This window comes from Halococcus sp. IIIV-5B (genome assembly GCF_003602035.1).
GTDB lineage: Archaea > Halobacteriota > Halobacteria > Halobacteriales > Halococcaceae > Halococcus > Halococcus salsus.
Genome location: NZ_QZWE01000017.1, coordinates 20694 through 43255 on the forward strand (window position 1 = coordinate 20694; position 22562 = coordinate 43255).

A 22562-nucleotide genomic window follows, 5' to 3' on the forward strand; every position below is an offset into this window, starting at 1 on the left:
TCTGAACGAGAGCCGCACTGCCAGGGTAGTGAACCCGCTCCCGAACCTCGACCCGAGCCCGGGTCCGTTCACGTGACGTTACCGGCGACCCGTCGAGCGACGAAGTTTTTTCGGCCAGCCGAGATGGTTGAGTATGGTTTCGGACCTGTTCGACGCCGACCGCTGGACCCCGATCGAAGGATTCGAGTTCGACGACCTCACCTACCACCGCGCGACCGACTCCGGGACGGTGCGGATCGCCTTCGACCGTCCCGCGGTCCGCAACGCCTTCCGGCCGAAGACCGTCGACGAGCTCGCGACCGCGCTCGACCACGCCAAACGCCAGACCGACGTCGGCTGTGTGCTCCTCACCGGCAACGGCCCATCGCCGAAGGACGGCGGCTGGGCCTTCTGCTCGGGCGGCGACCAGTCCGTTCGTGGGGGATCGGGCTACGAGTACGACGAGGACGACGAATCGGACGGCGAGAACCGAACCGGCCGGCTCCACATCCTCGAAGTCCAGCGCGCGATCCGCCACCTCCCGAAACCCGTCGTCTGCGTGGTGCCGGGCTGGGCGGTCGGCGGCGGCCACTCCCTCCACGTGGTCTGTGACCTCACCATCGCGAGCGAGGAGCACGCGCAGTTCCTCCAGACCGACCCCGACGTCGCGAGCTACGACGCGGGGTTCGGCTCGGCCTACCTCGCCAAGCAGATCGGCCAGAAGAAGGCGCGCGAGGTGTTCTTCCTCGGGAAGACCTATTCTGCTCCCGAGGCCGCCGAGATGGGGATGGTCAACGAGGCGGTGCCACACGAGGAGCTCGAAACAGTAGCTCTGGAGTGGGCCGAGACCATCAATTCGAAGTCGCCGACCGCGATGCGGATGCTCAAGTACGGCTTCAACCTCGCCGACGACGGCATGGTGGGACAACAGGTCTTCGCGGGCGAGGCGACCAGGTTGGGGTACATGACCGACGAGGCCCGCGAGGGCCGCGAGGCGTTCATGGAGGGCCGCGACCCCGACTTCTCGGACGTGCCGTGGTACTACTAGAAACCCCCACCTTTTGCTGCGCTCGCCTTCGGCTCGCTGGCAAAATGTGGATCAAAAGCGCGTCGGGTTCCCACCGGAAGAGCTTCGCTCTTCCGTGCTCTCGCTCGCTCCGCTCGCGAGAACGATGGTCACCCTCGCGCCCGCTCGCTCACTTCGTTCGCTCGCGGCAGGATCACTAACGTCACCGTTCCGCAACCGCACGGCACCCCCTCCGCTCCGCCGAAGCCCTCGCCAGCGAGGCGCGAGCGAAGCGACGCGCCTCGATGCGAACGGGGAGGGGGCCGTGGCCGACCACTGGGAGGCCACGAGGCGAACGGTGAACGGAGTGAACCGTGAGCGGAGCGACCCGTGAGCCGTGCGCCTCGCCCTTCATCCACCAGGTCGCGCGACCGTACCGCCTCCGCACCGCGGCCGCGGACCACGCCGCCCCGCGGCCGCGGCGGCCCGGAAGGAAAACGTATTTCACCCGGCCGGAGTAACTCGAAATCACAGGGCCGGTAGCTCAGTTAGGGAGAGCATCTGACTCTTAATCAGACGGTCGAGGGTTCAAATCCCTTCCGGCCCGTGGAACGAGCCGATGAGCGACGCGAACCGGCGAGTGACTTCCGCTACTCCGTTCGAGTCACCTCGTTCGCACCACAACCCTCGTAGGACCTCCTCCCATCGGAATCAACCCGTATCCGTCGTTCCGAACCGCGAGGTCCGGTAGACCTCGGCTGTCACCCGTATGACCCGCCGGTTTGTGCGACGACGTGCTTCGATGTGAGCGCTCCTCCCGTCCCGCCCGTTACCTTGCCGTTGAAAGCCAGCCACACAACCGTCGACGAAACCAAAAAACACGTATGGCGAAGACGAACGTTGGCAGCGGTGTCGTAGAGTACTGCAAGTTGTGTGGCGAAGCGGCGATGGACATCGTGGACGGGACATGCACGAGCTGTCGGTAGCTCCCCCGAACACGCCCCACCCTGAATCTCGGTGTGAATTAGAGCGGCGATAGAACCACCGAAGGCGAACTTCGTCGTCCTCGATGGATCCACGTCATCGCTTCGCGGTTCGTCGGCATCGTCACCGTCAGTCGACGAGCGATGGCGTCGACCGAGCACCGGCCGGTTTGGCCGGTGCATCGACCCCTCCTGGACCCCGATTGTGCTCGTGCTAACCGTCGGATTCGCCCGCCCACACAAAGCTTATTACGGAATAGCAGTGACGTTGATATAGGACCGATACGGGGACTCCGTTGCCTGGCATCACCTGTAACACTTCCCCTCCGGTCCTACCTTCCCTCCCCCCCCGTTTTCCCTCACGAAGAGCGGCAGCTAAGCGGTCGGTGCGAGTGACGTATCGGGCTTCTACTGGCTGGCTCTCCGACAGTGATAGCAGGTCCCGTTGCCGACGTAGGGATCCGGCATCCCCTTTCCACACCGGTCGCAGGTTTTCACGCTCCGTTCCCGTCCACTCGTCCCATCGTCCCGTTGCATTGGCATCACCCACTTGCATGATCATGGGTGTCGTTTATAAGGTTACTGCAAACCTTCGTCGGCTGACTCGTAAAAACACGACGTTCGTCCCGTGAGGAAATCGGACCGATGCCTATCACGTTCACAGAACAACATTCACGCGGACGTCTTCGTCCTCTTCACAAGGGGACGTGGACTTTCGGTCCGGAGCGTCCCCTCCTCCACGAAGCGACCGACGACGGTCTCCGACGCCGGGACGATATGTTAGAACAGAACGATTTGGTGTCGTTTCACAAGGCCTATAAAAGTCGCCCCGCTGTCACTGGTACTGGTCAACGGACCAGTCCGGGAAACTCGAGAGCAGGGTGATGCCACGCAACGGGGTTTCCCCCTTTTTGCGAACCCCTCTCCCGAGCACTGAATGATTCGTGTGTTACGATAATGAGGCTTGTGGTAACGCACAGTACGGTGGGGGCGAACAACTATCCCGTCGCCGTCGCGTTTTAAACCGAAACCGCGACCGACCCTGGTAGTGTGGCCGTTGAGCAGGGCGGTCGGCGTTTGGGTCCGAGTCGACTCGCGACCCGTGAACTCTGTTTCCCCTCGCGAGTCAGTGGACGTGGCCGGTGTGTCGTCGCGACCGCCGCCCGCGCGACCACCAGGTGATCCCCGTGGCGACGGCCAGTGCGCCGAGCACGAGGTACGAGACCACGAGGTGGATAGCGACGAGGGTCGTCGCGGGGTCTGGGACGCCGGTGACGACGCCGAGGTAGGCCTCGAAGGGCAGGAGCGCGGTTGCGAGGGTGATCGTCCACGTCGTGAGCGTGTAGCCCTCGACGCGCCACCACGCGAGGGCCGTCGCGCCGAGCATCACGAGGCCGGTGACGAACGCGACGGCACGATGAAACCACTCGGCGTAGACCTGGGTCGCGGTGTAGCCCGTCGACTGCGCGGCCCCCGGGTCGAGCATCGGGATCAACGAGCCGGCACACATCGGGAACGCCTCGCCGCAGGACATCCAGCCCCGGATCGCCACCGAGTACATCCCGAAGCCCATCAACAGTACCGTGCCCACGAGCGAGAGCGTCACGAGATAGCGGAGGAGCCGGGCCGGCCACCGCCCGCCGGCCGCGGCGTCCGCGGGTTCGTTGGCCATTCGTCCGCCGGTACCCGTTCCGCGACCCTCACCCTTTCGAAAGCGTGAGCGTACCGCGGGTGCCGTGGAGGGGGTAACCGCAACCGATACCCGTCCGCGGACCCCAGTTCCCCCATGCACGCTGGACCGGGACTGCGGGGTGAACGCCGGCCGCGACGGCGGGTCCACACCGCCCGCCGCTCCGTGCGCGACCGCCGAAGCGCGGGGACGACCCAGTGACCGAGTGTACGCTGTGCGGGTCGCCGGTCGGCGACGACCCCGCGACCGCAGCCGACGTCGACGGGGTCTTCTGCTGTGAGGGCTGTCTCGCGACCTTCCAACGGCTCGACGAGACCGAGGACGTCTCCGCCGAGGACCTCCACGAGCACGGCCACGACCATCACGCCCACCACGAACACGGGTCGGACCACGAGCACTCGGAGGGGAGCGAGACGGCCTTCCTCTCGGTCGACGGGATGCACTGTTCGACCTGCGAGTCGTTCATCGAGACCAGCGCGACCGAGACCGACGGGATCAACGACGCCCAGGCCAGCTACGCGACCGACATGGTCCGGCTGGACTACGACCCGTCGACGATCGACAGAGGGGGGCTGATCGACGCGGTCAGCAAGCTCGGCTACCACGCCAGCGACCCCGACGAGGAGGACGAGGGGGCCGAGGAGCGCTTCGAGTTCGGCCGCCTCCGTCTGGTCTTCGGCGGGCTGGCGGCGATGGCGGTGATGATGTTCTACGCCGCCTTCCTCTATCCCGTCTACCTCGGCTACTACCCCGAGAGCTTCCTCTCGGGCACCAGCGCCAGCCTGATCGCGTTCGTGCCGATCTTCTTCGGGAGCACCATCGTGCTCTTCGGCGTCGGCTTCCCGATCCTCCGGGGGGCCTACGTCAGTCTCAAAGTCCGGCAGCCGAACATGGACGTGCTGATAGCCTTCGCGGTGCTCGCGGCCTACGTCTACTCGGTGTTCGCGCTCGCGTTCCTCGACACCACCCACGTCTACTTCGACGTCTCGACGATGGTGATCGTGGTGGTGAGCATCGGCAACCACATCGAGGCCCGGTTCAAGCGCCGCGCGCTCGGCGACCTCTCGGCGCTCACCGAGTCCAGGATCACCGAGGCACGCGTGCTCACCGACGAGGGCCACCACGACGTCGCGCTCGAATCCCTCTCGCCCGGCGACCGTGTGCTCGTCAAACCCGGCGAGCGCGTCCCGATCGACGGGACGGTCGTCGAGGGGCAGGCCGCGATCGACGAGTCGCTCGTCACCGGTGAATCCGTACCAGTCTCGAAGAGCCTCGGCGAGGAGGTCGTCGGCGGGTCGGTGGTGACCGACAACGCAGTCGAGATCGAGGTCGGCGAGGAGGCCACCAGCACGTTCGACAGGCTCGTCGAACTCATCTGGAACGTCCAGAGTTCGGACTCGGGCGCGACGCGGCTCGCCGACCGCGTCGCGAGCGTCTTCGTGCCCGTGGTGGTCACGATCGCGACGCTCGCAACCGTCGGCTGGCTTTTGACCGGCGCATCCATCGGCCAGGCGATCCTGATCGGGGTCTCGGTCCTCGTGGTGTCCTGTCCGTGTTCGCTCGGGCTCGCGACCCCGCTCGCGATCGTCTCGGGCGTTCGCGAGGCCGCCGAACGACGGATCACGGTGCTCAACGCCACCGTGCTCGAACGGATCACCGACACCGAGATCGTGGCGTTCGACAAGACCGGCACCCTCACGACGGGCGAGATGTCGCTCGACGGCGTGCGCGGCGACGACCCCGACGAACTCCTCGCGCGCGCGGCGGCGGTCGAGACCCGGTCGAGCCACCCGGTCGCCGAGGCCATCGTGGCCGCCGACCGCGACCGTGGAAGCGATGCAACCGCTCGCACGGTCACCGACTTCGAGAGCCACGCCCGCGGCGTGGCGGCGACCGTCGACGGCGAGCGCGTCGTCGTCGGACATCCGGGCTTCGTTCGCGAGTCGGGCTACGCGGTCCCCGAGCCCATCGACGAGCAGGTCCGGGAGACGCGGTCCGATGGCTTCCTCGCGACCCTCGTCGCGTGGGACGACGAGGCGAAGGGAGTCCTCCAGGTCGGGGACACCCCGCGTGCGGACTGGGCAGAGGTGGTCTCGTCGATCGCCGAGGAAGGTCCCCGCGTGGTGGTGCTCACCGGCGACGACCGCGAGATCGCCGAGCGGTTCTCGGGCCACCCCGACGTCTCCGAGGTCTTCGCTGGCGTGCCACCGGAGGCCAAGGAGGCGGTGGTGGGTCGGCTCCGCGAGGAAGGCACGACGACGATGGTCGGCGACGGCACCAACGACGCGCCGGCGCTCGCGGCGGCGGATCTGGGGATCGCGATGGCCAACGGGACCGAACTCGCGATCGACGCCGCCGACGCCGTGGTCTCCGGCGACAGCCTCCGGCCGATCCCGGCCTTCTTCGCGGTCGCGCGCGGGACGCGCCGCCGGCTCCGGACCAACCTGGGGTGGGCGTTCTGCTACAACCTGGTCGCCATCCCGCTCGCGGTGGCCGGCCTCGTCAACCCGCTGATCGCCGCGGCCGCGATGGCGGTGAGCTCGCTGGTCGTGGTCACGAACTCCGCCCGCGGGATGGGCATCGACCCGCTCCCCGACGACCCGACCCCCGACTCGCGACCGTCGATCGCGCCCGCGGAGGGCGGCTCACCGCGGGCGACCGACGGCGGCACCCGCGAGGTCTGAAGACCGGAAAAGAGTACCAGTCCCGACGAGACCGCTCTCGCCGGCGTTCAGGATCCGTTGGCGATCCGGTCGGTACGTTCGAACTCGCACATCGGACATATCTCGGCGATATCGGCGTCGAACAACAGTCCGTGAACCCGACACTTCCGGACCTCCCCGACCTCGATGTTCTCGCTGGAACCAACACGTTCGTCCATGAGGGAACCCATACCCAGGACTCCGAAGCACGGGGGCATAAGCTTTCCCCGAACGGGCGTAGCGGGTCGAGGTCGATGGGTCCCGATAGCTGTCAGTTCTCGACGATCTCGGTGCGGTAGCGGGGGAGGTAGTACGCGAGGTCGGTGGTCGTGACCACGCCGACGAGGTCGCCGTCGTCGACCACGGGGAGTCGCTTGATCCCGTGGTCCTGCATCCGCTCGGCGGCCGCGGCGATGTGGTCCCCGCTCTCGACCACCACCACCGGGGTGGTCATGACCGACGAGACCGGCAGCCCCGGATCGCGGTGTTCGGCGACGAGCACGACGATGTCGGACTCGACGACGATCCCCGCTATCCCGTCGTCCCCGACCACGACGAGCGAGCCGACCGCGCGGTCGCGGAGGCGTTCGGCGGCCTCGGCAGCCGTCGCCGTGGGCTCGATGGTCGAGGCGGGTGCGGTCATGACCTCGGCGACGTGGGTTTCGATCATCCGAGACCTCGGCGCACGAACGTCGTCATCCGTCGGCGTCCCGGAGCGCGTCCCCGATGTGGTCGCCGAGCGCGTCGAGCTGGGCGGCGTCGAGCGTGTGGACCGTCGTCGTCGGGGTGTCCCCGCGCCCGGTCTCGATCCTGAGTTCGAACTCGCCCGGCCAGACCTCCGTCACCGCGGTTCGACACGTGGTCCCGACGTCGCCGGCTCCCGAAGCAGTTCCCATGTGTACCCGCTCGACCAACGTCGCGTATCTATCTTCCCCTAATACACGATATATTCATTGCAGATGATTTCAGGAAACGAATATCCACTACTGAAGAAATTCGGTTCCGAAGATCAACCACACAGCCGTATCCGGCGATCCATTCAAGCGACGAACGACCAGATGCGCCCGACCTTTTGCTAACAAATCGACGAATTCTTATCAACGCTAAATATCGAAACCCGGTTTGATGGCAGGAGATTTAATATAACATCGAGTTCTACCTCCTTCCATGTCCAACGGGTCGTCCCACGCCAGCGGCTCGTCGGCCGACGGCGGGGCCGGACACGATGACCACGGGCACGACCACAGCCACGGACACGGCCACAGCCACGGCGACGACGCCAGCACTCGAACGCTCGCGCTCGTCGCCGGCATCAACGTCGTCGGGTTCGTCGCCGAACTCGCCGGCGGGCTGCTGTTCGGCTCCGTCGCGCTCCTGAGTGACGCGGTCCACATGCTGTTCGACGCGCTCGCGTACGTGATGGCGTTCGCCGCCTCCTACGTTGCCACCAACGCCGAGACGTCCGACCGCTGGTCGTTCGGCCTCCACCGCCTCGAACCCCTCTCGGCGTTTGTCAACGGCGCGCTCCTCGTCCCGATGGTGGTCTTCATCGTCTACGAGGCCGTCCAGCGCTTCATCGACCCCGTCGGCATCGCGACCGGCCCCACGCTCCTCATCGCGGGGTTCGGTCTGGCGGTGAACCTCGGGTCGGTGCTCGTGCTCGAAGGCGACGAGATGAGCCTCAACGAGCGCGGTGCGTTCTATCACCTCCTGGGCGACGCCGGTGGCTCCGTCGCGGTGATCGTCTCGGTGCTCGCGGTCGAGTACACCGGGGTGAGCGTCATCGACCCCATCACCGCCGGCCTGATCGCGTTCGTGGTGCTCTGGAGTGCTGGCAAGCTCCTCCGCGGCAGCGGCGCGATCTTCCTCCACCGGACCCCGTTCGACAGCGAGGCGGTCCGGACGGCGATCGCCGAGGTCGACGGTGTCACCGGCGTGACGGACCTCCACGCCTGGCAGGTCTGCTCGCAGATCACGGTCGCCACGACCCACGTCGAGACCGCGGCGGAGGGCGTCGACCGCGAATCGGTGACCCGGCAGATCCACGACGTGCTGGCCGAGGCGGGCGTCGACCACGCCACCGTCGAGTGCTGTCCCGCGAACACCCACCACCCCACCTCACCGCCCACGACCACTGACCGGGAGCTCAGGCGGGCGCGGTTCGTGACAGGTCGCGTTCGAGCGCGTGGCGGGTCGAGGTGTCGAGCTCGACGAGGTGACACAGCGGGTTGCCGGGATACACGAGCGGGTTTTCGAGCACGCCGACGAGCAGCCCCGTGAAGGGCGCGCGGACGGTCTCGGACTCGGTCATGAACGGGTCGGTGATGGTACAGACCCGTTCGCCCTCGCGAACGAGGTCGCCGCCGTCGTGGTGCATGTCGACCAGCCCGCCGACGTCCGCCCGGAGCCACGTTTTCGCCGAGCTTCCGTCGATCACGGTGCGCCAGCCGGGCCACCGGACGGCGCTCGTCCGTCGCATCCCGAACTCGGCGAGCACGCTCTCGACCCCCGCGAGCGCGCGGTCGATGAGCTCGCGTTGGAAACGGTGGGCCTCGCCCATCTCGATGGTTATCGTGGGTGTACCGCTCGCGCTCGCCTCGCCCCGGAGGGTGCCGTCCGGTCCCGAACCGCCGATGACGACGTTCGAGGCGAACGCCTTGGCGACGCGCTCGACCGCCTCCTCTCCGGTGTCGGCCCGGACGTGGAGCATGTTGGTCCGCCCGCGGGTCGAGGTGTGGAAGTCGAGCCCGAGGTCGCAGGGTGCGATGAAGTTTTCGAAGATCCGGTGGGCCATCCGGCGCGCGCTCGTGCCGGTCTCGCTCCCGGGGAACGACCGGTTGAGGTCGCGGTCGTAGATCGGGAGGTAGCGCTGCTGGGCGAGGAAGCCCGGGACGTTCAGGACGGGGAGACAGACCAGCGTTCCGTGGAGGTCGGCGTGGTCCCAGTCGTGGGCCACCGTTCGAACGACCTCGACGCCGTTGAGCTCGTCGCCGTGGGCCGCCGCGCTGAGGAAGGCCGTCGGGCCGGGCTCCGCGCCGTTGACGATGGTGACCGGGATCCGGACGGGGTCGCCCATGTAGGTCTCGCTGATACCGTATCTGATGTTCTGGGTCTCGCCCGGTTCGACCTTCCCGCCGTTGTACGTAAACGCGCCCTCGGCCATTGCCCCTCGAAGGTGAACCATCCCTAAAGCCCTCCCGCCTCCGGTTTCATCCGTTCGAGGGGACGACGCATCGCTACAACTTTGCCCCGGGCTCGACCAAGGAACGGCATGGAATCCTCCAACGACGCGGTTCGTGTCGGCGTGTTGAGCCTCCACAACAGCAAGGAGACCAAGGCGATCCTCAACGCGGTCGAGGACCTCGGTCACGAGCCCGTCTGGCTCCGTCGGGAGAACACCGCGGTCTCGATCCGGGACGGCGAGGTGAGCCTCGAACCCGACGTCGACGTGGTTGCCAACCGACTCCTGCTCTCGAACACCGAGGAGCCCGCCGAGGGGCTGGGGCTAGCGGCCACCTTCGAACGGATCCGCCCGATGCTGAACCGGCCGGGTGCCACCCTGACCGCGATCCACAAATTCGCGACCGCGGCGACGCTCGCCGACTGGAACGTGCGGGTGCCGGACGCGTTGCTCGCGCTCTCGAACGACCGGCTGAACCGGGGCCGCGAGCGCTTCGGTGACGTCGGTGTCTACAAGACCGCCATCGGCACCCACGGCGGCGGTACGTGGAAGGTCGACCTGAGCGACCCCGTCAACCCCCGAGTGGGGAACCGACAGGCGTTCCTTCAGGAGCTCATCGAGCGCGACGAGACCCAGCACCGCGACCTCCGGGTGTACGTCGTCGGCGACCGGATCATCGGCGCGATGCACCGCTACGCCCCCGAGGGCGACTGGCGGACCAACGTCGCGCTCGGCGGGGCGGTCGAGGACGTCACCGACGAGATCCCCGACGAAGCGCGCGAGACCGCGCTCTACGCCGCCGACGTGATCGACCTGGACTACGTCGGCGTCGACCTCGTGGAGGCCAACGACGGCTGGTACGTCCTCGAGATGAACCCGACGGCGGGGTTCAAGGGGCCCTACGAGGCCACCGGGAAGAGTCCGGCCCCCTACATCGCGAAGCTCGCCGTCGAACACGTCGGCGGCAGCGTCGACGACGACCGGGTGCGCGAGCTCTCGGGAACCCTCGACGACTCCACGCCGTCGTCGATGCCCCGCGAGGAGCGGCCCGCACCCGGCGAGACCCCCACCATCGGCTACATCGAGGACGTGGTGGTCAGCGGGACCAGCGGGTCGCAGTCGACGCTCGCCAAGTCGGACACGGGGGCGACCAGAACCAGCATCGACACCTCGCTCGCGGCCGCGATCGGTGCCGGGCCGATAAAGAGTCTCACGAGGGTTCGCTCGGGCAGCCAGAAATCCGGGAAGGCGCGGCCGGTGGTGGACCTCGTGGTCGGTATCGGGGGCACCCAACACACCGTGACCGCGAGCGTCGAGGACCGGAGTCACATGAACTACCCGCTCCTGCTGGGTCGGGACATCCTGAAACACTACCAGGTCGACGTTCGGCGGCGGTCCGACAGCGACCAGCCCCAGCCGAACGAGGACGTCCTCGAAGAGTGAACTACGACTCGTAGTGTTCCCAGAGGTAGAGCGTCGCGAGCGAACGGTGGGGCTCCCAGCGCTCGGCGAACTCGCGCATCTCGGCCCGGCTCATCTCGCCGTAGAGCGACTCCATCGCCCGCCGAACGGCGAGATCCCCCACTGGAAAGACGTCCTCGCGCCCGAGCGCGAAGATCAGGTACATCCGGCCGGTCCACTCGCCGATCCCGTGGATCTCGGCGAGCTCGTCGATGACCTCCTGGTCGGTGGCGTCGGCGAGCCCCGCGCGGGTCAGGTCGCGTTCGATGAACGCCTCGGCGGCGTTCCTGATGTACTCGGTCTTGGCCTTCCCGAGGCCCGCCTCGACGAGGGTCTCCTCGTCGGCCGCGAGCACCGCCTCGGGGGTGACCTCGTCGAACAGCGTGAAGGTCCGCTCGCGAACGGCGTTGGCCGAGGCCGTCGAGACGGACTGGTTGATGATCGATATCACGAGCCGTTCGAACTCGCTCTCGGCGGGGTCGAGTTCGAGGGGGCCGTACTCCGCGACGAGTTCGGCCATCACCGGGTCCTGGGTGAGTTCGTCCATTCGGTGGTCGATCGAGGGTCGCGAGCCGCTTGAGTCGTGTCATCGGCGAAGCCGGCTCCGCACTCGCCGTCGCACTCGAAAATAAACTCGAAGCGAGTTGTTAGCGATCGGTTCGTCGCGCTTCGACCGGCACGGTCGTGAACCGGGAGCCGGCCGGACGGAAACGTTGAAATCCCGCGAGCGAGTTGTAACGGTGAATCATGAACGTCGACGACATCGAGACCGTTGCCGTACTCGGCGCGGGGAACATGGGCCACGGCATCGCCGAGGTCGCTGCGCTCGCGGGCTACGACGTCCGGCTGCGCGATATCAACGAGGAGTTAGTTGAAAAGGGGTACGACCAGCTCGAATGGAGCGTCGGGAAGCTCGAGGAGAAGGGACAGCTGACCGAGGAGGAGGCCGAGGCCGCGCTCGACCGCGTGACGACGCTGGTCGACGTCGAGGAGACCGTCTCGAACACCGACGTGATCATCGAGGTGGTCCCCGAGAAGATGGACATCAAACAGGACGTCTACCAGGAGGTCGAACAGTACGCGCCCGAAGAGGCGCTGTTCGCCACCAACACGTCCTCGCTCTCGATCACCGACCTCGCGGAGGTCACGGAGCGTCCGGGCCAGTTCTGCGGGATGCACTTCTTCAACCCCCCAGTCAGGATGCAGCTCGTGGAGGTCATCTCGGGCGAGCACACCGCCGACGAGACCCTCGACACGATCGAGGCGCTCGCCGAGAACTTCGGCAAGACGCCGGTGCGGGTCCGGAAGGACAGCCCTGGCTTCATCGTCAATCGCGTGCTGGTGCCGTTGATGAACGAGGCGGCGTGGCTGGTCGAAGAGGACGTGGCGACGATGGCGGAAGTCGACAGCACCACGAAGTTCGACATGGGGCTCCCGATGGGGAGCTTCGAACTCGCCGACCAGGTGGGGATCGACGTGGGCTATCACGTCCTCGAATACATGCACGACGTGCTCGGGGATGCCTACGCACCGTGCCCGCTGCTCGAATCGAAGGTCGAGGCCGAGGAGCTCGGGAAGAAAACGGGCAAGGGCTTCTACGACTACGAGAACGGCGACGGCGCGGACATCCCGACCGACGCGGGCACCGAGGAGATCGAGGCACGACTGCTCGCGGTGATGGCCAACGAGGTCGCGAAGCTCGTCGGGAACGACGTCGCGCCCGCCGCGGACATCGACGAGGCCGTGATGTTGGGGGCCGGGTTCCCGAACGGCCCCGCGAAGCTCGCCGACGAGGCGGGGCTCGACTCGCTCCACGAGACGCTCTCGGAGCTCCACGAGGAGACCGGTGCGGCGCGCTACGAACCCGCCCCCGCGCTCGACGAGCTCGCCGGCGAGGGCTTCTACGCGGGCTCGGACGACGGTGACGGTGACACGGTCGAGTTCGAGACGGTCGGCGTCGAGTATCCGGGCGACATGGTGGGCGAGATCGTCATCGACCGCCCCCACCGGATGAACACCATCAACATGGACGTGCTCGATGAGCTCGCCGCCGCCATCGAGCTGTTCGAGGACGACGACGAGGTGCGCACGATCCTGATCACGGGCGCGGGCGACGACGCGTTCTCGGCGGGTGCAGATGTACAATCGATGGCGGCGAGCGCCGAGCCGCTCGAAGCCATCGAGCTCTCGAAGAAGGGCAAGGACACCTTCGGCAAGCTGGAGGAGTGCCCGATGCCGGTCGTGGCGGCCATCGACGGCTACTGCCTCGGCGGCGGGATGGAGCTCGCGATGTGTGCGGACCTCCGGATCGCCACCGAGCGCTCGCAGTTCGGCCAGCCCGAACTGAACCTGGGCCTCCTGCCCGGCTGGGGCGGCACCCAGCGCCTCCAGCACATCGTGGGCGAGGGGCGCGCCAAGGAGATCATCCTCACCGCCGAGCGCTACGAGGCCGCGGAGATGGCCGACTACGGCTTCGTCACCGACGTGGTCTCGAAGAACGAGTTCCGGGACGCGGCCCACGACCTCGCCGCCGACCTCGCCGCCGGCCCGCCGGTGGCCCAGAAGCTCACCAAACGCGCGATGCTCCGGGGCTGGGAGGACACCGAGGCCGGGCTGGAGATCGAGTCCCAGGCGTTCGGCCACCTCATCAACACCGACGACCTGATGGAGGGTGTCACCGCGTTCATGGGCGATTCGGACCCCGAATTCGAGGGGAAATAGACGGACCGCCACCGTCGAACTCCAACGGTTGTGAAAACGGGGTCGCCCGAGGCTTTATCACTCGAAACGAATCGAACGGCTACTGCCGATGGTGAGACGCTATCGAAGCGGTTGGTGGCTCGAAGTCAAATATTGGGACGAAGAGCTGACACAGGGAGCGATCGCCAACGAATGCAACGTCTTCAGCCGTCCGGAAACTTCTCCCTCGAAACGTGTCTCGAGAACGCGAGAGGTCGTGAGAATACGGACCACTCCCGATAGCAAACAACAGTGTTTATCAGTACCCGATACTGAGAATCAATTACGCTCGGTTGGTGTAGTCCGGCCAATCATTTCGGCCTTTCGACAAATGAGGGCTCGCGCCCGGTTTGGAAGAGAGCCGATGACCGGGGTTCAAATCCCCGACCGAGCATTCTGCGAGGAACGAAGTGACGAGCAGACGCGCAGGTCGGGGATTTGAGTAGACCAGTCGCGCGCAGCGAAGCGAGCACGTCTGGGCGTGTTCAAATCCCCGACCGAGCGATTTTCGAGCGTCCTACCGACGAGCACCAGCTCCCGTCGCCACAACCGATCGTTCAGCGTCGACCATCTATTTTTGGATGAGTGTCCATCGCACCCCGCATGATACCGCGACTCGCGCAATTCTTATGACCCGGTGGGCGTTGGCTTTAGAAGCAATGGCAAAAGGCACGGTTGATTTCTTCAACGACACTGGCGGCTACGGCTTCATCGACACTGAGGATTCCGAGGAGGACGTGTTCTTCCACATGGAAGACATCGGCGGCCCGGATCTCGAAGAGGACACGGAAGTCGAATTCGACATCGAACAGGCTGACAAGGGCCCGCGCGCGACCAACCTCGAACGACTGTAAGTCGGACGAGTAGCGTACGCAGCACTTCACTAACCAACAATTTTTCCCGACGACGCATCGCGTAGCGACGCGGCTCCAGTACGTGGCCATCACCGGGAGCTGCTCGGTTCGAGGAGTGGCCTCGGTACTCATAGGGTTCGTCACCATCCGGGTGCCGAGTCCGGTTCGGAACCACGGCTCGTCATCGGCCATCCGACGCGACGAACGCGACCGGCAAGACGGTTTTCCTCGCGGACGGAAACGCTATGCCGCCGCGCCACGCAGGTTTCGGGAACCGTGACCACTGATCGCACACGGGGCGACGACCGCGTGCAGGTGCTCGACGCCGACGGCCAGGTCGTCGACGGCGCGACCGTACCGGCCCTCTCGGACGAGGCGTTCGTCTCCATCTACCGCGACATGCGCTTCGCGCGCCACCTCGACGAGCGCCTGATCAGCCTCCAGCGCCAGGGGCGACTCGGGACCTACTCCTCGCTCGCCGGCCAGGAGGGCTCCCAGATCGGCTCGATGTACGCGCTCGACGAGGCCGATTGGGTGCTCTATCAGTACCGCGAGCACGGCACGGTCGTCGTGCGAGGCGCGCTCGCCGAGTACCTCCAGTACTGGATGGGCCACGAGTCGGCCAACGCCGCGCTCGCCGACGTCAACATCGCGCCGCTCAACATCACCATCGGCGACCACCTCCCCCACGCGGTCGGGATGGCGTGGGCCTCGAAACTCAAAGGCGAGGACAAAGCGTTCGTGAGCCACTTCGGCGACGGCGCGACCAGCGAGGGCGACTTCCACGAGGCGCTGAACTTCGCGGGCGTGTTCGACACCCCGAACGTCTTCGTCTGCAACAACAACCAGTGGGCGATCTCGGTCCCCCGCGAGCGCCAGACCGCGTCCGCAACACTGGCGCAAAAGGCCGAGGCCTACGGCTTCGAGGGGATCCAGGTCGACGGGATGGACCCGCTCGCGATGTATCAGGTCACGAAGCACGCCGTCGAGAAGGCCCGGGGCGAGACCGACGACGAGCGCCGCCCGACCATGATCGAGGCCGTCCAGTACCGCTTCGGCGCGCACACCACCGCCGACGATCCCTCGGTCTACCGCGAGGAGAGCGCGGTCGAGGAGTGGCGGGAGAAGGACCCGATCCCGCGGCTCGAACGTTTCCTCCGTGACACCGACCGGCTCGACGACGAGCGGGTCGACGCCATCGAGACCGAGGTCGAAGCCGGGGTGGCCGAGGCCATCGAGACGGCCGAGGGGAGCGCCGAGGCCGACCCGGACGACCTCTTCGCCGATGCCTACGCGGAGCTTCCCGACCGGCTTCGCGACCAGCGCGAGTACCTCCGGGAGCTGCGCGAACGCCACGGCGACGACGCACTCCTCGACGAGTGAGTCGATCCAGCGCACCACCGACTCCTCGGGCTGCACCCAGCGCGCACTCGTCGCGGCGGATCACCCCGTCGCGAACTCGTTGCCGCACGCCGTGCAGGTGAACTCGAACTGGCCCTCGTCCGTGAGGTCGAGCCCGTGGACGGTCTCCTCGCCGCACTCCCGGCAGTGGACCAGCGATTCGATCTCCTCGAAGTCGTGGCGGGCCTTCGGCGCGCCGAGCGCGAACCCCACGACCTGGTCGTCGGAGTCGTTCTTGCCGGTCTGGAACTCGCCGGGCGCGAACCGGACGAACCCGCCCGCCTCGACGTCCGTCTCCTCGCGTTCGCGGCCAATTTCGAACGTCGCCGTGCCCTCCTGGACGTAGAAGACCTCCTCCTGGTCGTGATGGGTGTGGAGGCCCCCGGAGAACGACTCGCCGGGTTCGAGCTCGAAGTAGTTCATCGCGAAGTCCTCGGTGCCGAGGGCGCTCGAAACCGGCTTCCGAACCGAGTGGACCCCCAGCGGGTTGGTGACGACATCCACATCGTCGATGTTGACTTTTTCCACACCGATCGCACCGCTCTCGCGAGCAAAAACGTTCCCGCCACGACGCCGAGATCGAAAAACGCGGCGTTCAGTGGTCGGCTTCGTGCGGGTTGAGCACGGTGCCGTAGTTCTCGGCGTGCTCGGTGTACTCGATGAACCGGGGTGCGTCCGGGTCGAACGGCCGTTCGAGGGAGTTGAACGCCTTCTTCTTGTCCCAGGACTGGAGCCCACCGATCGCCGAGCGGTCCTCGAGGTCGTGGTAGTCGAGGTCGGCCTCGGTGTGTTCCCACGCGTCGAGGCCCTGCTCGGTTCGGATGATGACGCTCGAATAGTCGTCAGAGGAGCCGACCGAGCCCACCGTGATGTCGGAGGTGAAGCCCGTGAAGTCGGCACACTCGTCACAGCCCTTCAGTGCGGCGCCGTGGAAGTTCTCGATGTCCTCTTCGAGGATCTTCTCGCCGTCGTGGTCGTAGATGTACATGTTCCCGTGGAGGATGTCGAACTTCCCGATCTCCTCCGGGCTGATGTCGCGTTTCTCCTCGAGCTGCTCGCCGATGAGTCGCTCGTAGTTGAAGTTCTTCGTACACATCAGCGCGATGGTGTAGTCAACGGCCCGCGCACCGCCATCCTGCGAGCCGTACTCCCACGAGAAGTCCTGGAGCGCGCGGATGCCCTCGATCTCACACGGGGTGCCGACCATCGCCAGCGAGAGGTCTTCCGGGTCCTTGTTGGGGAGCTTGTGCGCCCACTGTTCGAGGTCGAGGTTCCCGAGCGCCATCGTCTGGTTGTAGAAACTACCCGCGTTGGCGATGACCTCCTCGGGGGTGGTCGCGAGGAAGCTTTCGGCCTTCCAGGCCTCGTCCTCGCCCTCGGTGGCGATCAGCGCGCCGTCGATCTCGCCGTCTTCGAGCAGGTGGATCAGGACCGAGGAGACCACGCCACCGTCCTGGGCGTTCTCGCGCCACTCCTCCTCGACCTTCGCCGAGAACTCCGTGATCGGGTCGCCCGCGCCCTTCACGTTGTCCTCGCCACCAGTGATCTTCCACTGGCGCTCGTAGCGCAGGCCGCCGCGGGGACAGAAGTCCCAACAGAGCGAACAGCCCGTACACATCTTGACCAACTCGGGGAGCCCGTCGTCGCCGATGCCGATCGAGTCCGAGGGACAGGAGGCCACGCAGGTCCCACACTGGATACACCGGCCGTCGTCGATCACGGCGGTGTCGAGCTCCATGAACCACGTCTTGTCGTCGGGCTCCTCGATGTCGTTCATCTCCGAGCGGATCGAGTAGCCCGGCGTGTCGAGGTCCACCCCGTCGGGAACCCCGACGCGGTGGTCGGGCGAGTCGCCGTTCTCGATGTCCTGGCTCGTGCCCTCGGCGGCGGGTTCGGTGAACTGAACGTCACCGAGGCTGCCGTTCTCGTCGACGTTCGCCGACTTCATCCCGCCGTCGGCGATGGCCTGGGGTTCCGATTCGGACCCGCCGCAGGTACACCCGCCGTCGGTACAGCAGTCGTCGCCGTCGTCGCTCGTCCCCGGCACGCCGGGGAGGGGGCTGCGGTCAGTCATCCGCCGCGACACCTCCCGAGACGTTGGCGTCCGCCTGCTGCATCACGGCGCGGAGTTCGTCGTTGCCGGCGCGACGGCACCACTCGTAGAAGCGCTCGCCCTCCTCGCGCTCGTCGGTGTAGGCCGTGAACAGCTTTTCGAGCGCCGGGATGACGGCGGTCGCGGGCACCGCGTGCTCGACCCAGTCGAGGAACTCGTTGTCGGCACCCAGGGAGCCCCCGAGACCGAAGTCCATCCCCTCGACGATCTCGTCGTTCTCGTCGTCCTCGTCGTCGACGTCCGTCTTGACCGTCTCGCCCCGGAAGCCGATGTCGGCGATCTGAGGCTGGGCACAGGAGGCCGAACAGCCCGACATGTGCATCCGGACCACTTCGAGGTCGTCGGGGGTGTCGATCCGGTCGTCGAGTTCGCGGGCCCACCGCTTGACTCGATTCTTGGTCTCGATGATCCCGTAGTTACAGAACTCGCTCCCCGTACAGCCGACCGCGCCGCGTGCGAACGGGCCCGGGTCCGGCTGGTAGTTCTCCGCGAAGGGTTCGGCGAGGAGGTCCTCGACGTTCTCCTCGGGGATGTGGGTGATCAGGAAGTTCTGATCCGTCGCGAGGCGGAGGCTCGCGTCCTCGGTGCCGTGCTTCTCGGCCGCGCGGGCGGCCTCGGCGAACTCGTCGCCGCCCATCCGGCCCGCGACGACGTTGAAGCCCACGTATCGCAGGTCCTCGTCGCGCTGTTTGTGGACGCCGACGTGGTCGCCCGTGTAGCCCTCGGTGAGGTCTTCCCCTCGGGTATCGAGGTCGACCTGACAGCGGTCGCGGACGGCCTCCTCGAACTTCTCGGGCCCCATCTGCTGGACGAGGTAGCGCATCCGGCAGACGCCGCGGTTGAACCGATTGCCGAGCTCCTTGAACGTCTGGGCGACGGCCCGGGTGAACTCGACGGCGTCCTCCGGCGGGACGAACACGTCGAGCTCCGAACCCATCCGTGGGCCGTCCGAGAGCCCGCCGCCGACGCGGACGTGGAAACCGTACTGGTACTGGCCGTCGACCTCGCGGCGCGCCGGGGTCATCCCGACGTCGTTGATCTGTGACTGGGCGCAGTCCTCGCGGCAACCGGTGATGGTGATCTTGAATTTCCGCGGGAGGTTGCCGTACTCCCGGTTCTCGGTGAAGAAGTCCGAGACGGCGTCGATCACGGGCTGGGCGTCGAAGGCCTCGTGGTGGTCGAGGCCCGCGGCGGGACAGCCCAAGACGTTCCGCGCGGAGTCGCCACAGCCCTGGATCGTGGTCAGCCCCACGTCGTCGTAGCGGTTCCAGATCTCGGGGACGTCCTCGACCTCGATCCAGTGCTCCTGGAAGTCCTGGCGGGTCGTGATGTCGACGTAGGCGTCGCCCCAGAGGTCGTTCTGCTGGTCGCCGCCGTACTCCTCGGGTGCGGTGGCGAACTCGTCGGCGACCTTGCCGACGACGACCCCCTGCTCGGGCGTGAGATAGCCACCGGGGACCTTCGTCCGCATCATGAAGTAACCGTCCTGTACCCCGTGGCTGTACATCCCGGCCCACTTGAGCCGTTCCCACTCGCCGTCGCCGGCGCGTTCCTCGATCTCGTCAAACGAGAGTCCCTCTTCGGCGTACTCCCGAACGTCCTCGATGACGTCGAGCGGATGCTTCTCCTGTTTCCAGCGTTCGACTGTATTCATTGTAGTCTCAAATCAGCGCCACCGGCGACCGTGCCGGCTACCCTTGCGGACCCTACTTCCCTCTACTCATAGTATTCCCGGGTCACGGCGAGGTCTGACGCGGCTCGACGGTTCCGGACGGTGTTGCTGGAGTCTACGAGACAACTGCTGAGGCGGAACCGGGCCGAACGCGCCACTCGTCATCGATTCGGGTGGATAGCGCCAATACGGAGCGTACACGGATCCCGGGTCGACGGGAGAAAAGGACTCAAACCGATAGCCCTCGGAGACGGCACATGAGCGAAGATTGGCCGGTCTCGGCCGACGGTTCGGGTTCGATCGCCGCCGGCGACCGCTACCGACTCGATGACGGCACGACGCTCGAAGTCGTCGGCGTGGCCGACGACGAGGTCGACGTGGTACAGTACGACGACGAGGGCGACCGGATCGGCGAGTACGCCACCTCGATCGAGGAGTTCCGCGAGGACGTCGTCGACCTCGCGGAGTGACTCGGGACCCGCGGTTCTTCGATTCCGGGACTACTCGGTCTCCGCGGCGCGCTCGCGCGCCGCCGCCACGAGGAGCGGCAGCGTGATGGTCGCGTCGGCGTAGACGCTCGCGTTTCGGGCGGCTTTCTCCAACTTCCCCCACGACCGAGCCTCCTCCAGGGTCGCCCCCGAGAGCCCGCCGGCGTGTTCGGGGTCCATCGTCAACTGGACGGCGTAGTCGTAGGCGTCGGGCGCGACCAGCATGGTCTGGAGCACGTAGTTTTTGGGTACTCCGCCGCCGACCACGACCGCTCCCGTGCTGTCGGCCTCGTAGGCGATGTCGTTCAACCCGTTCATGTCGTCGAGCGCGTCGAGCGAGAAATCCGTGGTCTGGGAGTAAAGCCACGCCTGGAGGCCTAACACGGAGTCCTGGATCGCGGGGGCGTATATCGGGACGTCGTGCTCGTGGGCGGCGGCCGCGATACCCGGGTCCTCGTCGATCCCTTCCTGCCTATTGACCTCGGCGTTCGCGCGCCCGAGCTCGTCGGTGAGCCGGGCGATGCTCACCGTCTCCTCGATCGCGGGGAAGACCTCCTCACGGAGGTGGCTTTCGAGCAGCGCGAAGTGCTCCTGGGGGAGGTAGACGTCGAAGATCCGGTCGACCTGCTCGTCGCGAAGCGTCTCGTCGTGTTCCCGAAGGCTGCCGTCGCCGTGATCTCGTCCGTGGTGGTGTTTACCGCCGATGGCCTCGATGGTGTCGTGGGTGAGGTTCGCGCCGGTGGTGACGAGTACGTCGACGTGGCCGTCCCGAATCAGGTCGACGACGACCTGGCGCATCCCGGCGGGCACCATCGCACCCGCGAGGCCGACGAAGGTCGTCACCTCGGGGTCGAGCATCTCGGCATAGATGTCGACCGCCTCCGCGAGCGCGTTCGCGCCGATGCCCGCCTTGCCGTACTCGGTCGCGAGTTCGCCGACGGTCATCCCGCCCGAGACCGCCGCGTGTTCGATGGGGTCGTGGTGGAACTCCTCGCGCGGCGGGTCGTTCGGGTCGTGGTCGCTCATGGGCCGGATCGGGATGGTGTCGGTTTCAACCGCGCGGTCCGCGGTCGGGGACGGACGAAGATTCATATGGACTCGACCAGCAGTCATCGAGGATGAGGGACCATGACAGACAGGGTGGCGGGACGGGCCGGGGCGCGGGACACGTCGAGCGGCGCGGCTTCCTTCGTGGGTTCGCCGCGGCCGCCACCGTCGGCGTGACCGGCCTCGCGACCGTCGGCACCGCCAGCGCTGCGGACGTGACCGACGACTACCCGCGCGTCTCGACGCGGGACCACTTCGACGACGACGCGGACTTGACCGACGGCGAGACGGCCCACAGCTACGACGTCGAGGGGGACTGGTCGGCTATCGGCGACGACACGCTGACGGTCTGGGTTCACGGCTGGCGGACCGACGCCCAGGAGGCGGTCGACGGGGCCGGAGAGGCGCAGTCGGCGCTCGAAGCGAACGGGTACGAGGGTGACGTCGTCGCGTACTCGTGGGACGCCGACAAGGGCGACAGCCTCGATCTCGGGTGGGCCGACGCCAAGGACATCGCCGACGGGAACGGCGAGAAGTTGGCGAACTTCCTCACCGACTGGAGCGCCGACCACGACACCCCTGTTCGAGTCGTCGCCCACTCCCTCGGCGCGCGCGTCACCGTCGACACCTGTCGGTCGCTTCAGGACGACTTCGAGGAGCCCGACGCCCTCGCGTCGGCGACGCTGCTCGGCGGTGCGATCGAGGACGACGACCCCTCGCTCGACGCGGGCTGGTTCGACGACGAGTACGGCCCCTCGATCGAGTACGCCGTCGGCGAGTTCGACAACTTCTACAGCGGCGACGACCCGGTGCTGCGCTACATCTTCAACACCCGCGAGTTCGAGAGTGCCGTCGGCGAGGTCGGCATCGAGGGTCCGGCCCCCGACAACTACGAGGACCACGACGTGACCGACCGCGTCGACGGCCACAGCGGCTACTACCAACGGGACGACGGGGTGATGGACCGCGTGCTCGCCGAGTGGTGAGAGGCCGCCGAAGCCGGGTTCGAAGCGAGTCCCGACCGTCGAAAGCGCCTTTGCCATTCGGTACCAATCGTGTCAGATGGAGAAACGATGCAACGAGTGCGGGAACGCCGTGGCGTTCGAACCGGACGACGACAAGGTCGAGTGTCCGGAGTGCGGACACGTGATCCTCATCCACTGACCTCGATTTCTCGGTGCGTTTCGGTACGTCAACGCGCGTCGCCATAGCTACGGAAGAGCAGCGATAGAGAGGGACCAACTCC

At 66.7% G+C, this 22562-nt stretch carries 18 protein-coding genes, 2 tRNA genes and 1 pseudogene; 11 read left to right on the top strand and 10 right to left on the bottom strand.

Annotation, left to right across the window (positions count from 1 at the left end; all coding sequences use genetic code 11):
- The first annotated feature begins 133 nt into the window (after positions 1-133).
- On the top strand, positions 134-1027 hold the full coding sequence (locus tag D3261_RS12200; RefSeq protein WP_120072771.1) for a 1,4-dihydroxy-2-naphthoyl-CoA synthase: 894 nt from the start codon (positions 134-136) through the stop codon (positions 1025-1027).
- A 491-nt stretch (positions 1028-1518) separates the two neighbouring features.
- A tRNA-Lys gene (locus D3261_RS12205) sits at positions 1519-1592 on the top strand.
- A gap of 1502 nt (positions 1593-3094) precedes the next feature.
- Here D3261_RS12205 and D3261_RS12210 read toward each other — a convergent pair.
- Positions 3095-3640, bottom strand: coding sequence for a COX15/CtaA family protein (locus D3261_RS12210; protein WP_120072773.1), 546 nt, complete (start codon positions 3638-3640; stop codon positions 3095-3097).
- A 215-nt stretch (positions 3641-3855) separates the two neighbouring features.
- Between D3261_RS12210 and D3261_RS12215 the strand changes: the two genes are divergently transcribed.
- On the top strand, positions 3856-6342 hold the full coding sequence (locus D3261_RS12215; protein ID WP_120072775.1) for a cation-translocating P-type ATPase: 2487 nt from the start codon (positions 3856-3858) through the stop codon (positions 6340-6342).
- A 47-nt stretch (positions 6343-6389) separates the two neighbouring features.
- Here the strand turns inward: D3261_RS12215 and D3261_RS20050 are convergent, their stop codons facing one another.
- The 3 genes from D3261_RS20050 to D3261_RS12225 form a co-directional block, all read right to left on the bottom strand.
- Complete coding sequence (locus tag D3261_RS20050) at positions 6390-6551, bottom strand: hypothetical protein (RefSeq protein WP_158589389.1); 162 nt, start codon at positions 6549-6551, stop codon at positions 6390-6392.
- A gap of 80 nt (positions 6552-6631) precedes the next feature.
- Positions 6632-7030, bottom strand: coding sequence for a cyclic nucleotide-binding/CBS domain-containing protein (locus D3261_RS12220; RefSeq protein ID WP_120072777.1), 399 nt, complete (start codon positions 7028-7030; stop codon positions 6632-6634).
- A gap of 25 nt (positions 7031-7055) precedes the next feature.
- Positions 7056-7256, bottom strand: a complete 201-nt coding sequence (locus tag D3261_RS12225; protein ID WP_120072779.1) for a hypothetical protein — start codon at positions 7254-7256, stop codon at positions 7056-7058.
- Between the two features lie 271 nt (positions 7257-7527).
- Between D3261_RS12225 and D3261_RS12230 the strand changes: the two are divergent.
- Positions 7528-8457, top strand: a pseudogene (locus tag D3261_RS12230) (cation diffusion facilitator family transporter); the annotation flags it as partial.
- Between the two features lie 49 nt (positions 8458-8506).
- Here D3261_RS12230 and D3261_RS12235 read toward each other — a convergent pair.
- Entirely contained in the window at positions 8507-9523 is a 1017-nt protein-coding gene (locus tag D3261_RS12235) for a succinylglutamate desuccinylase/aspartoacylase family protein (protein ID WP_120072780.1), read from the bottom strand.
- Positions 9524-9631: 108 nt separating this feature from the next.
- Between D3261_RS12235 and D3261_RS12240 the strand changes: the two genes are divergently transcribed.
- The gene (locus tag D3261_RS12240) at positions 9632-10984 is read left to right on the top strand and encodes a RimK/LysX family protein (protein ID WP_120072782.1); all 1353 of its coding nucleotides are present in this window, start codon (positions 9632-9634) and stop codon (positions 10982-10984) included.
- A 1-nt stretch (position 10985) separates the two neighbouring features.
- Here D3261_RS12240 and D3261_RS12245 read toward each other — a convergent pair whose 3' ends face one another.
- Positions 10986-11549 carry a DNA-3-methyladenine glycosylase gene (locus tag D3261_RS12245; protein WP_120072783.1) on the bottom strand — a complete coding sequence of 188 codons (564 nt, stop codon included), beginning with the start codon at positions 11547-11549 and terminating at the stop codon, positions 10986-10988.
- A 200-nt stretch (positions 11550-11749) separates the two neighbouring features.
- On the opposite strand from D3261_RS12245, the gene D3261_RS12250 reads away from it, so the two are divergent.
- The 4 genes from D3261_RS12250 (at position 11750) to pdhA (ending at position 15978) form a co-directional block, all read left to right on the top strand.
- Positions 11750-13723 carry a 3-hydroxyacyl-CoA dehydrogenase/enoyl-CoA hydratase family protein gene (locus D3261_RS12250; RefSeq protein WP_120072784.1) on the top strand — a complete coding sequence of 658 codons (1974 nt, stop codon included), beginning with the start codon at positions 11750-11752 and terminating at the stop codon, positions 13721-13723.
- Between the two features lie 305 nt (positions 13724-14028).
- Positions 14029-14135 (top strand) — tRNA-Glu (locus D3261_RS12255).
- Positions 14136-14400: 265 nt separating this feature from the next.
- On the top strand, positions 14401-14595 hold the full coding sequence (locus D3261_RS12260) for a cold-shock protein (protein ID WP_120072785.1): 195 nt from the start codon (positions 14401-14403) through the stop codon (positions 14593-14595).
- A gap of 276 nt (positions 14596-14871) precedes the next feature.
- On the top strand, positions 14872-15978 hold the full coding sequence (gene pdhA / locus D3261_RS12265; protein WP_120072786.1) for a pyruvate dehydrogenase (acetyl-transferring) E1 component subunit alpha: 1107 nt from the start codon (positions 14872-14874) through the stop codon (positions 15976-15978).
- Between the two features lie 60 nt (positions 15979-16038).
- Here the strand turns inward: pdhA and D3261_RS12270 are convergent, their stop codons facing one another.
- The 3 genes from D3261_RS12270 to D3261_RS12280 all read right to left on the bottom strand — a co-directional run bounded on the left by D3261_RS12270 (position 16039) and on the right by D3261_RS12280 (position 19763).
- Positions 16039-16524 (bottom strand): cupin domain-containing protein, encoded by a 486-nt coding sequence (locus tag D3261_RS12270; RefSeq protein WP_120072788.1) that lies wholly within the window; start codon positions 16522-16524, stop codon positions 16039-16041.
- 67 nt (positions 16525-16591) lie between these two features.
- Positions 16592-18070 (bottom strand): Coenzyme F420 hydrogenase/dehydrogenase, beta subunit C-terminal domain, encoded by a 1479-nt coding sequence (locus tag D3261_RS12275; protein ID WP_120072790.1) that lies wholly within the window; start codon positions 18068-18070, stop codon positions 16592-16594.
- Entirely contained in the window at positions 18063-19763 is a 1701-nt protein-coding gene (locus tag D3261_RS12280) for a nitrite/sulfite reductase (protein ID WP_120072792.1), read from the bottom strand. Before D3261_RS12280 ends, D3261_RS12275 begins: the two co-directional genes overlap by 8 nt.
- Before the next feature lie 275 nt (positions 19764-20038).
- Here D3261_RS12280 and D3261_RS12285 point away from each other — a divergent pair, with 275 nt between their 5' ends.
- Positions 20039-20251 carry a hypothetical protein gene (locus D3261_RS12285; protein WP_120072794.1) on the top strand — a complete coding sequence of 71 codons (213 nt, stop codon included), beginning with the start codon at positions 20039-20041 and terminating at the stop codon, positions 20249-20251.
- Between the two features lie 30 nt (positions 20252-20281).
- Here the strand turns inward: D3261_RS12285 and D3261_RS12290 are convergent, their stop codons facing one another.
- Complete coding sequence (locus D3261_RS12290; protein WP_120072857.1) at positions 20282-21295, bottom strand: deoxyhypusine synthase; 1014 nt, start codon at positions 21293-21295, stop codon at positions 20282-20284.
- 92 nt (positions 21296-21387) lie between these two features.
- Here D3261_RS12290 and D3261_RS12295 point away from each other — a divergent pair, with 92 nt between their 5' ends.
- A complete protein-coding gene (locus tag D3261_RS12295; protein ID WP_120072796.1) occupies positions 21388-22302 on the top strand; it encodes a DUF726 domain-containing protein in 915 nt (304 codons plus the stop codon).
- Positions 22303-22562: the final 260 nt, after the last annotated feature.

Coding starts and splice junctions, on each gene's coding strand:
- D3261_RS12285 (WP_120072794.1), top strand. CDS start 20,039: ATGAGCGAAGATTGGCCGGTCTCGGCCGACGGTTCGGGTTCGATCGCC.
- D3261_RS12280 (WP_120072792.1), bottom strand. CDS start 19,763: ATGAATACAGTCGAACGCTGGAAACAGGAGAAGCATCCGCTCGACGTC.
- D3261_RS12260 (WP_120072785.1), top strand. CDS start 14,401: ATGGCAAAAGGCACGGTTGATTTCTTCAACGACACTGGCGGCTACGGC.
- D3261_RS12225 (WP_120072779.1), bottom strand. CDS start 7,256: ATGGGAACTGCTTCGGGAGCCGGCGACGTCGGGACCACGTGTCGAACC.
- D3261_RS20050 (WP_158589389.1), bottom strand. CDS start 6,551: ATGGGTTCCCTCATGGACGAACGTGTTGGTTCCAGCGAGAACATCGAG.
- D3261_RS12235 (WP_120072780.1), bottom strand. CDS start 9,523: ATGGCCGAGGGCGCGTTTACGTACAACGGCGGGAAGGTCGAACCGGGC.
- D3261_RS12240 (WP_120072782.1), top strand. CDS start 9,632: ATGGAATCCTCCAACGACGCGGTTCGTGTCGGCGTGTTGAGCCTCCAC.
- D3261_RS12295 (WP_120072796.1), top strand. CDS start 21,388: ATGAGGGACCATGACAGACAGGGTGGCGGGACGGGCCGGGGCGCGGGA.
- D3261_RS12220 (WP_120072777.1), bottom strand. CDS start 7,030: ATGATCGAAACCCACGTCGCCGAGGTCATGACCGCACCCGCCTCGACC.
- D3261_RS12245 (WP_120072783.1), bottom strand. CDS start 11,549: ATGGACGAACTCACCCAGGACCCGGTGATGGCCGAACTCGTCGCGGAG.
- D3261_RS12200 (WP_120072771.1), top strand. CDS start 134: ATGGTTTCGGACCTGTTCGACGCCGACCGCTGGACCCCGATCGAAGGA.
- D3261_RS12210 (WP_120072773.1), bottom strand. CDS start 3,640: ATGGCCAACGAACCCGCGGACGCCGCGGCCGGCGGGCGGTGGCCGGCC.
- D3261_RS12290 (WP_120072857.1), bottom strand. CDS start 21,295: ATGAGCGACCACGACCCGAACGACCCGCCGCGCGAGGAGTTCCACCAC.
- D3261_RS12250 (WP_120072784.1), top strand. CDS start 11,750: ATGAACGTCGACGACATCGAGACCGTTGCCGTACTCGGCGCGGGGAAC.
- D3261_RS12275 (WP_120072790.1), bottom strand. CDS start 18,070: ATGACTGACCGCAGCCCCCTCCCCGGCGTGCCGGGGACGAGCGACGAC.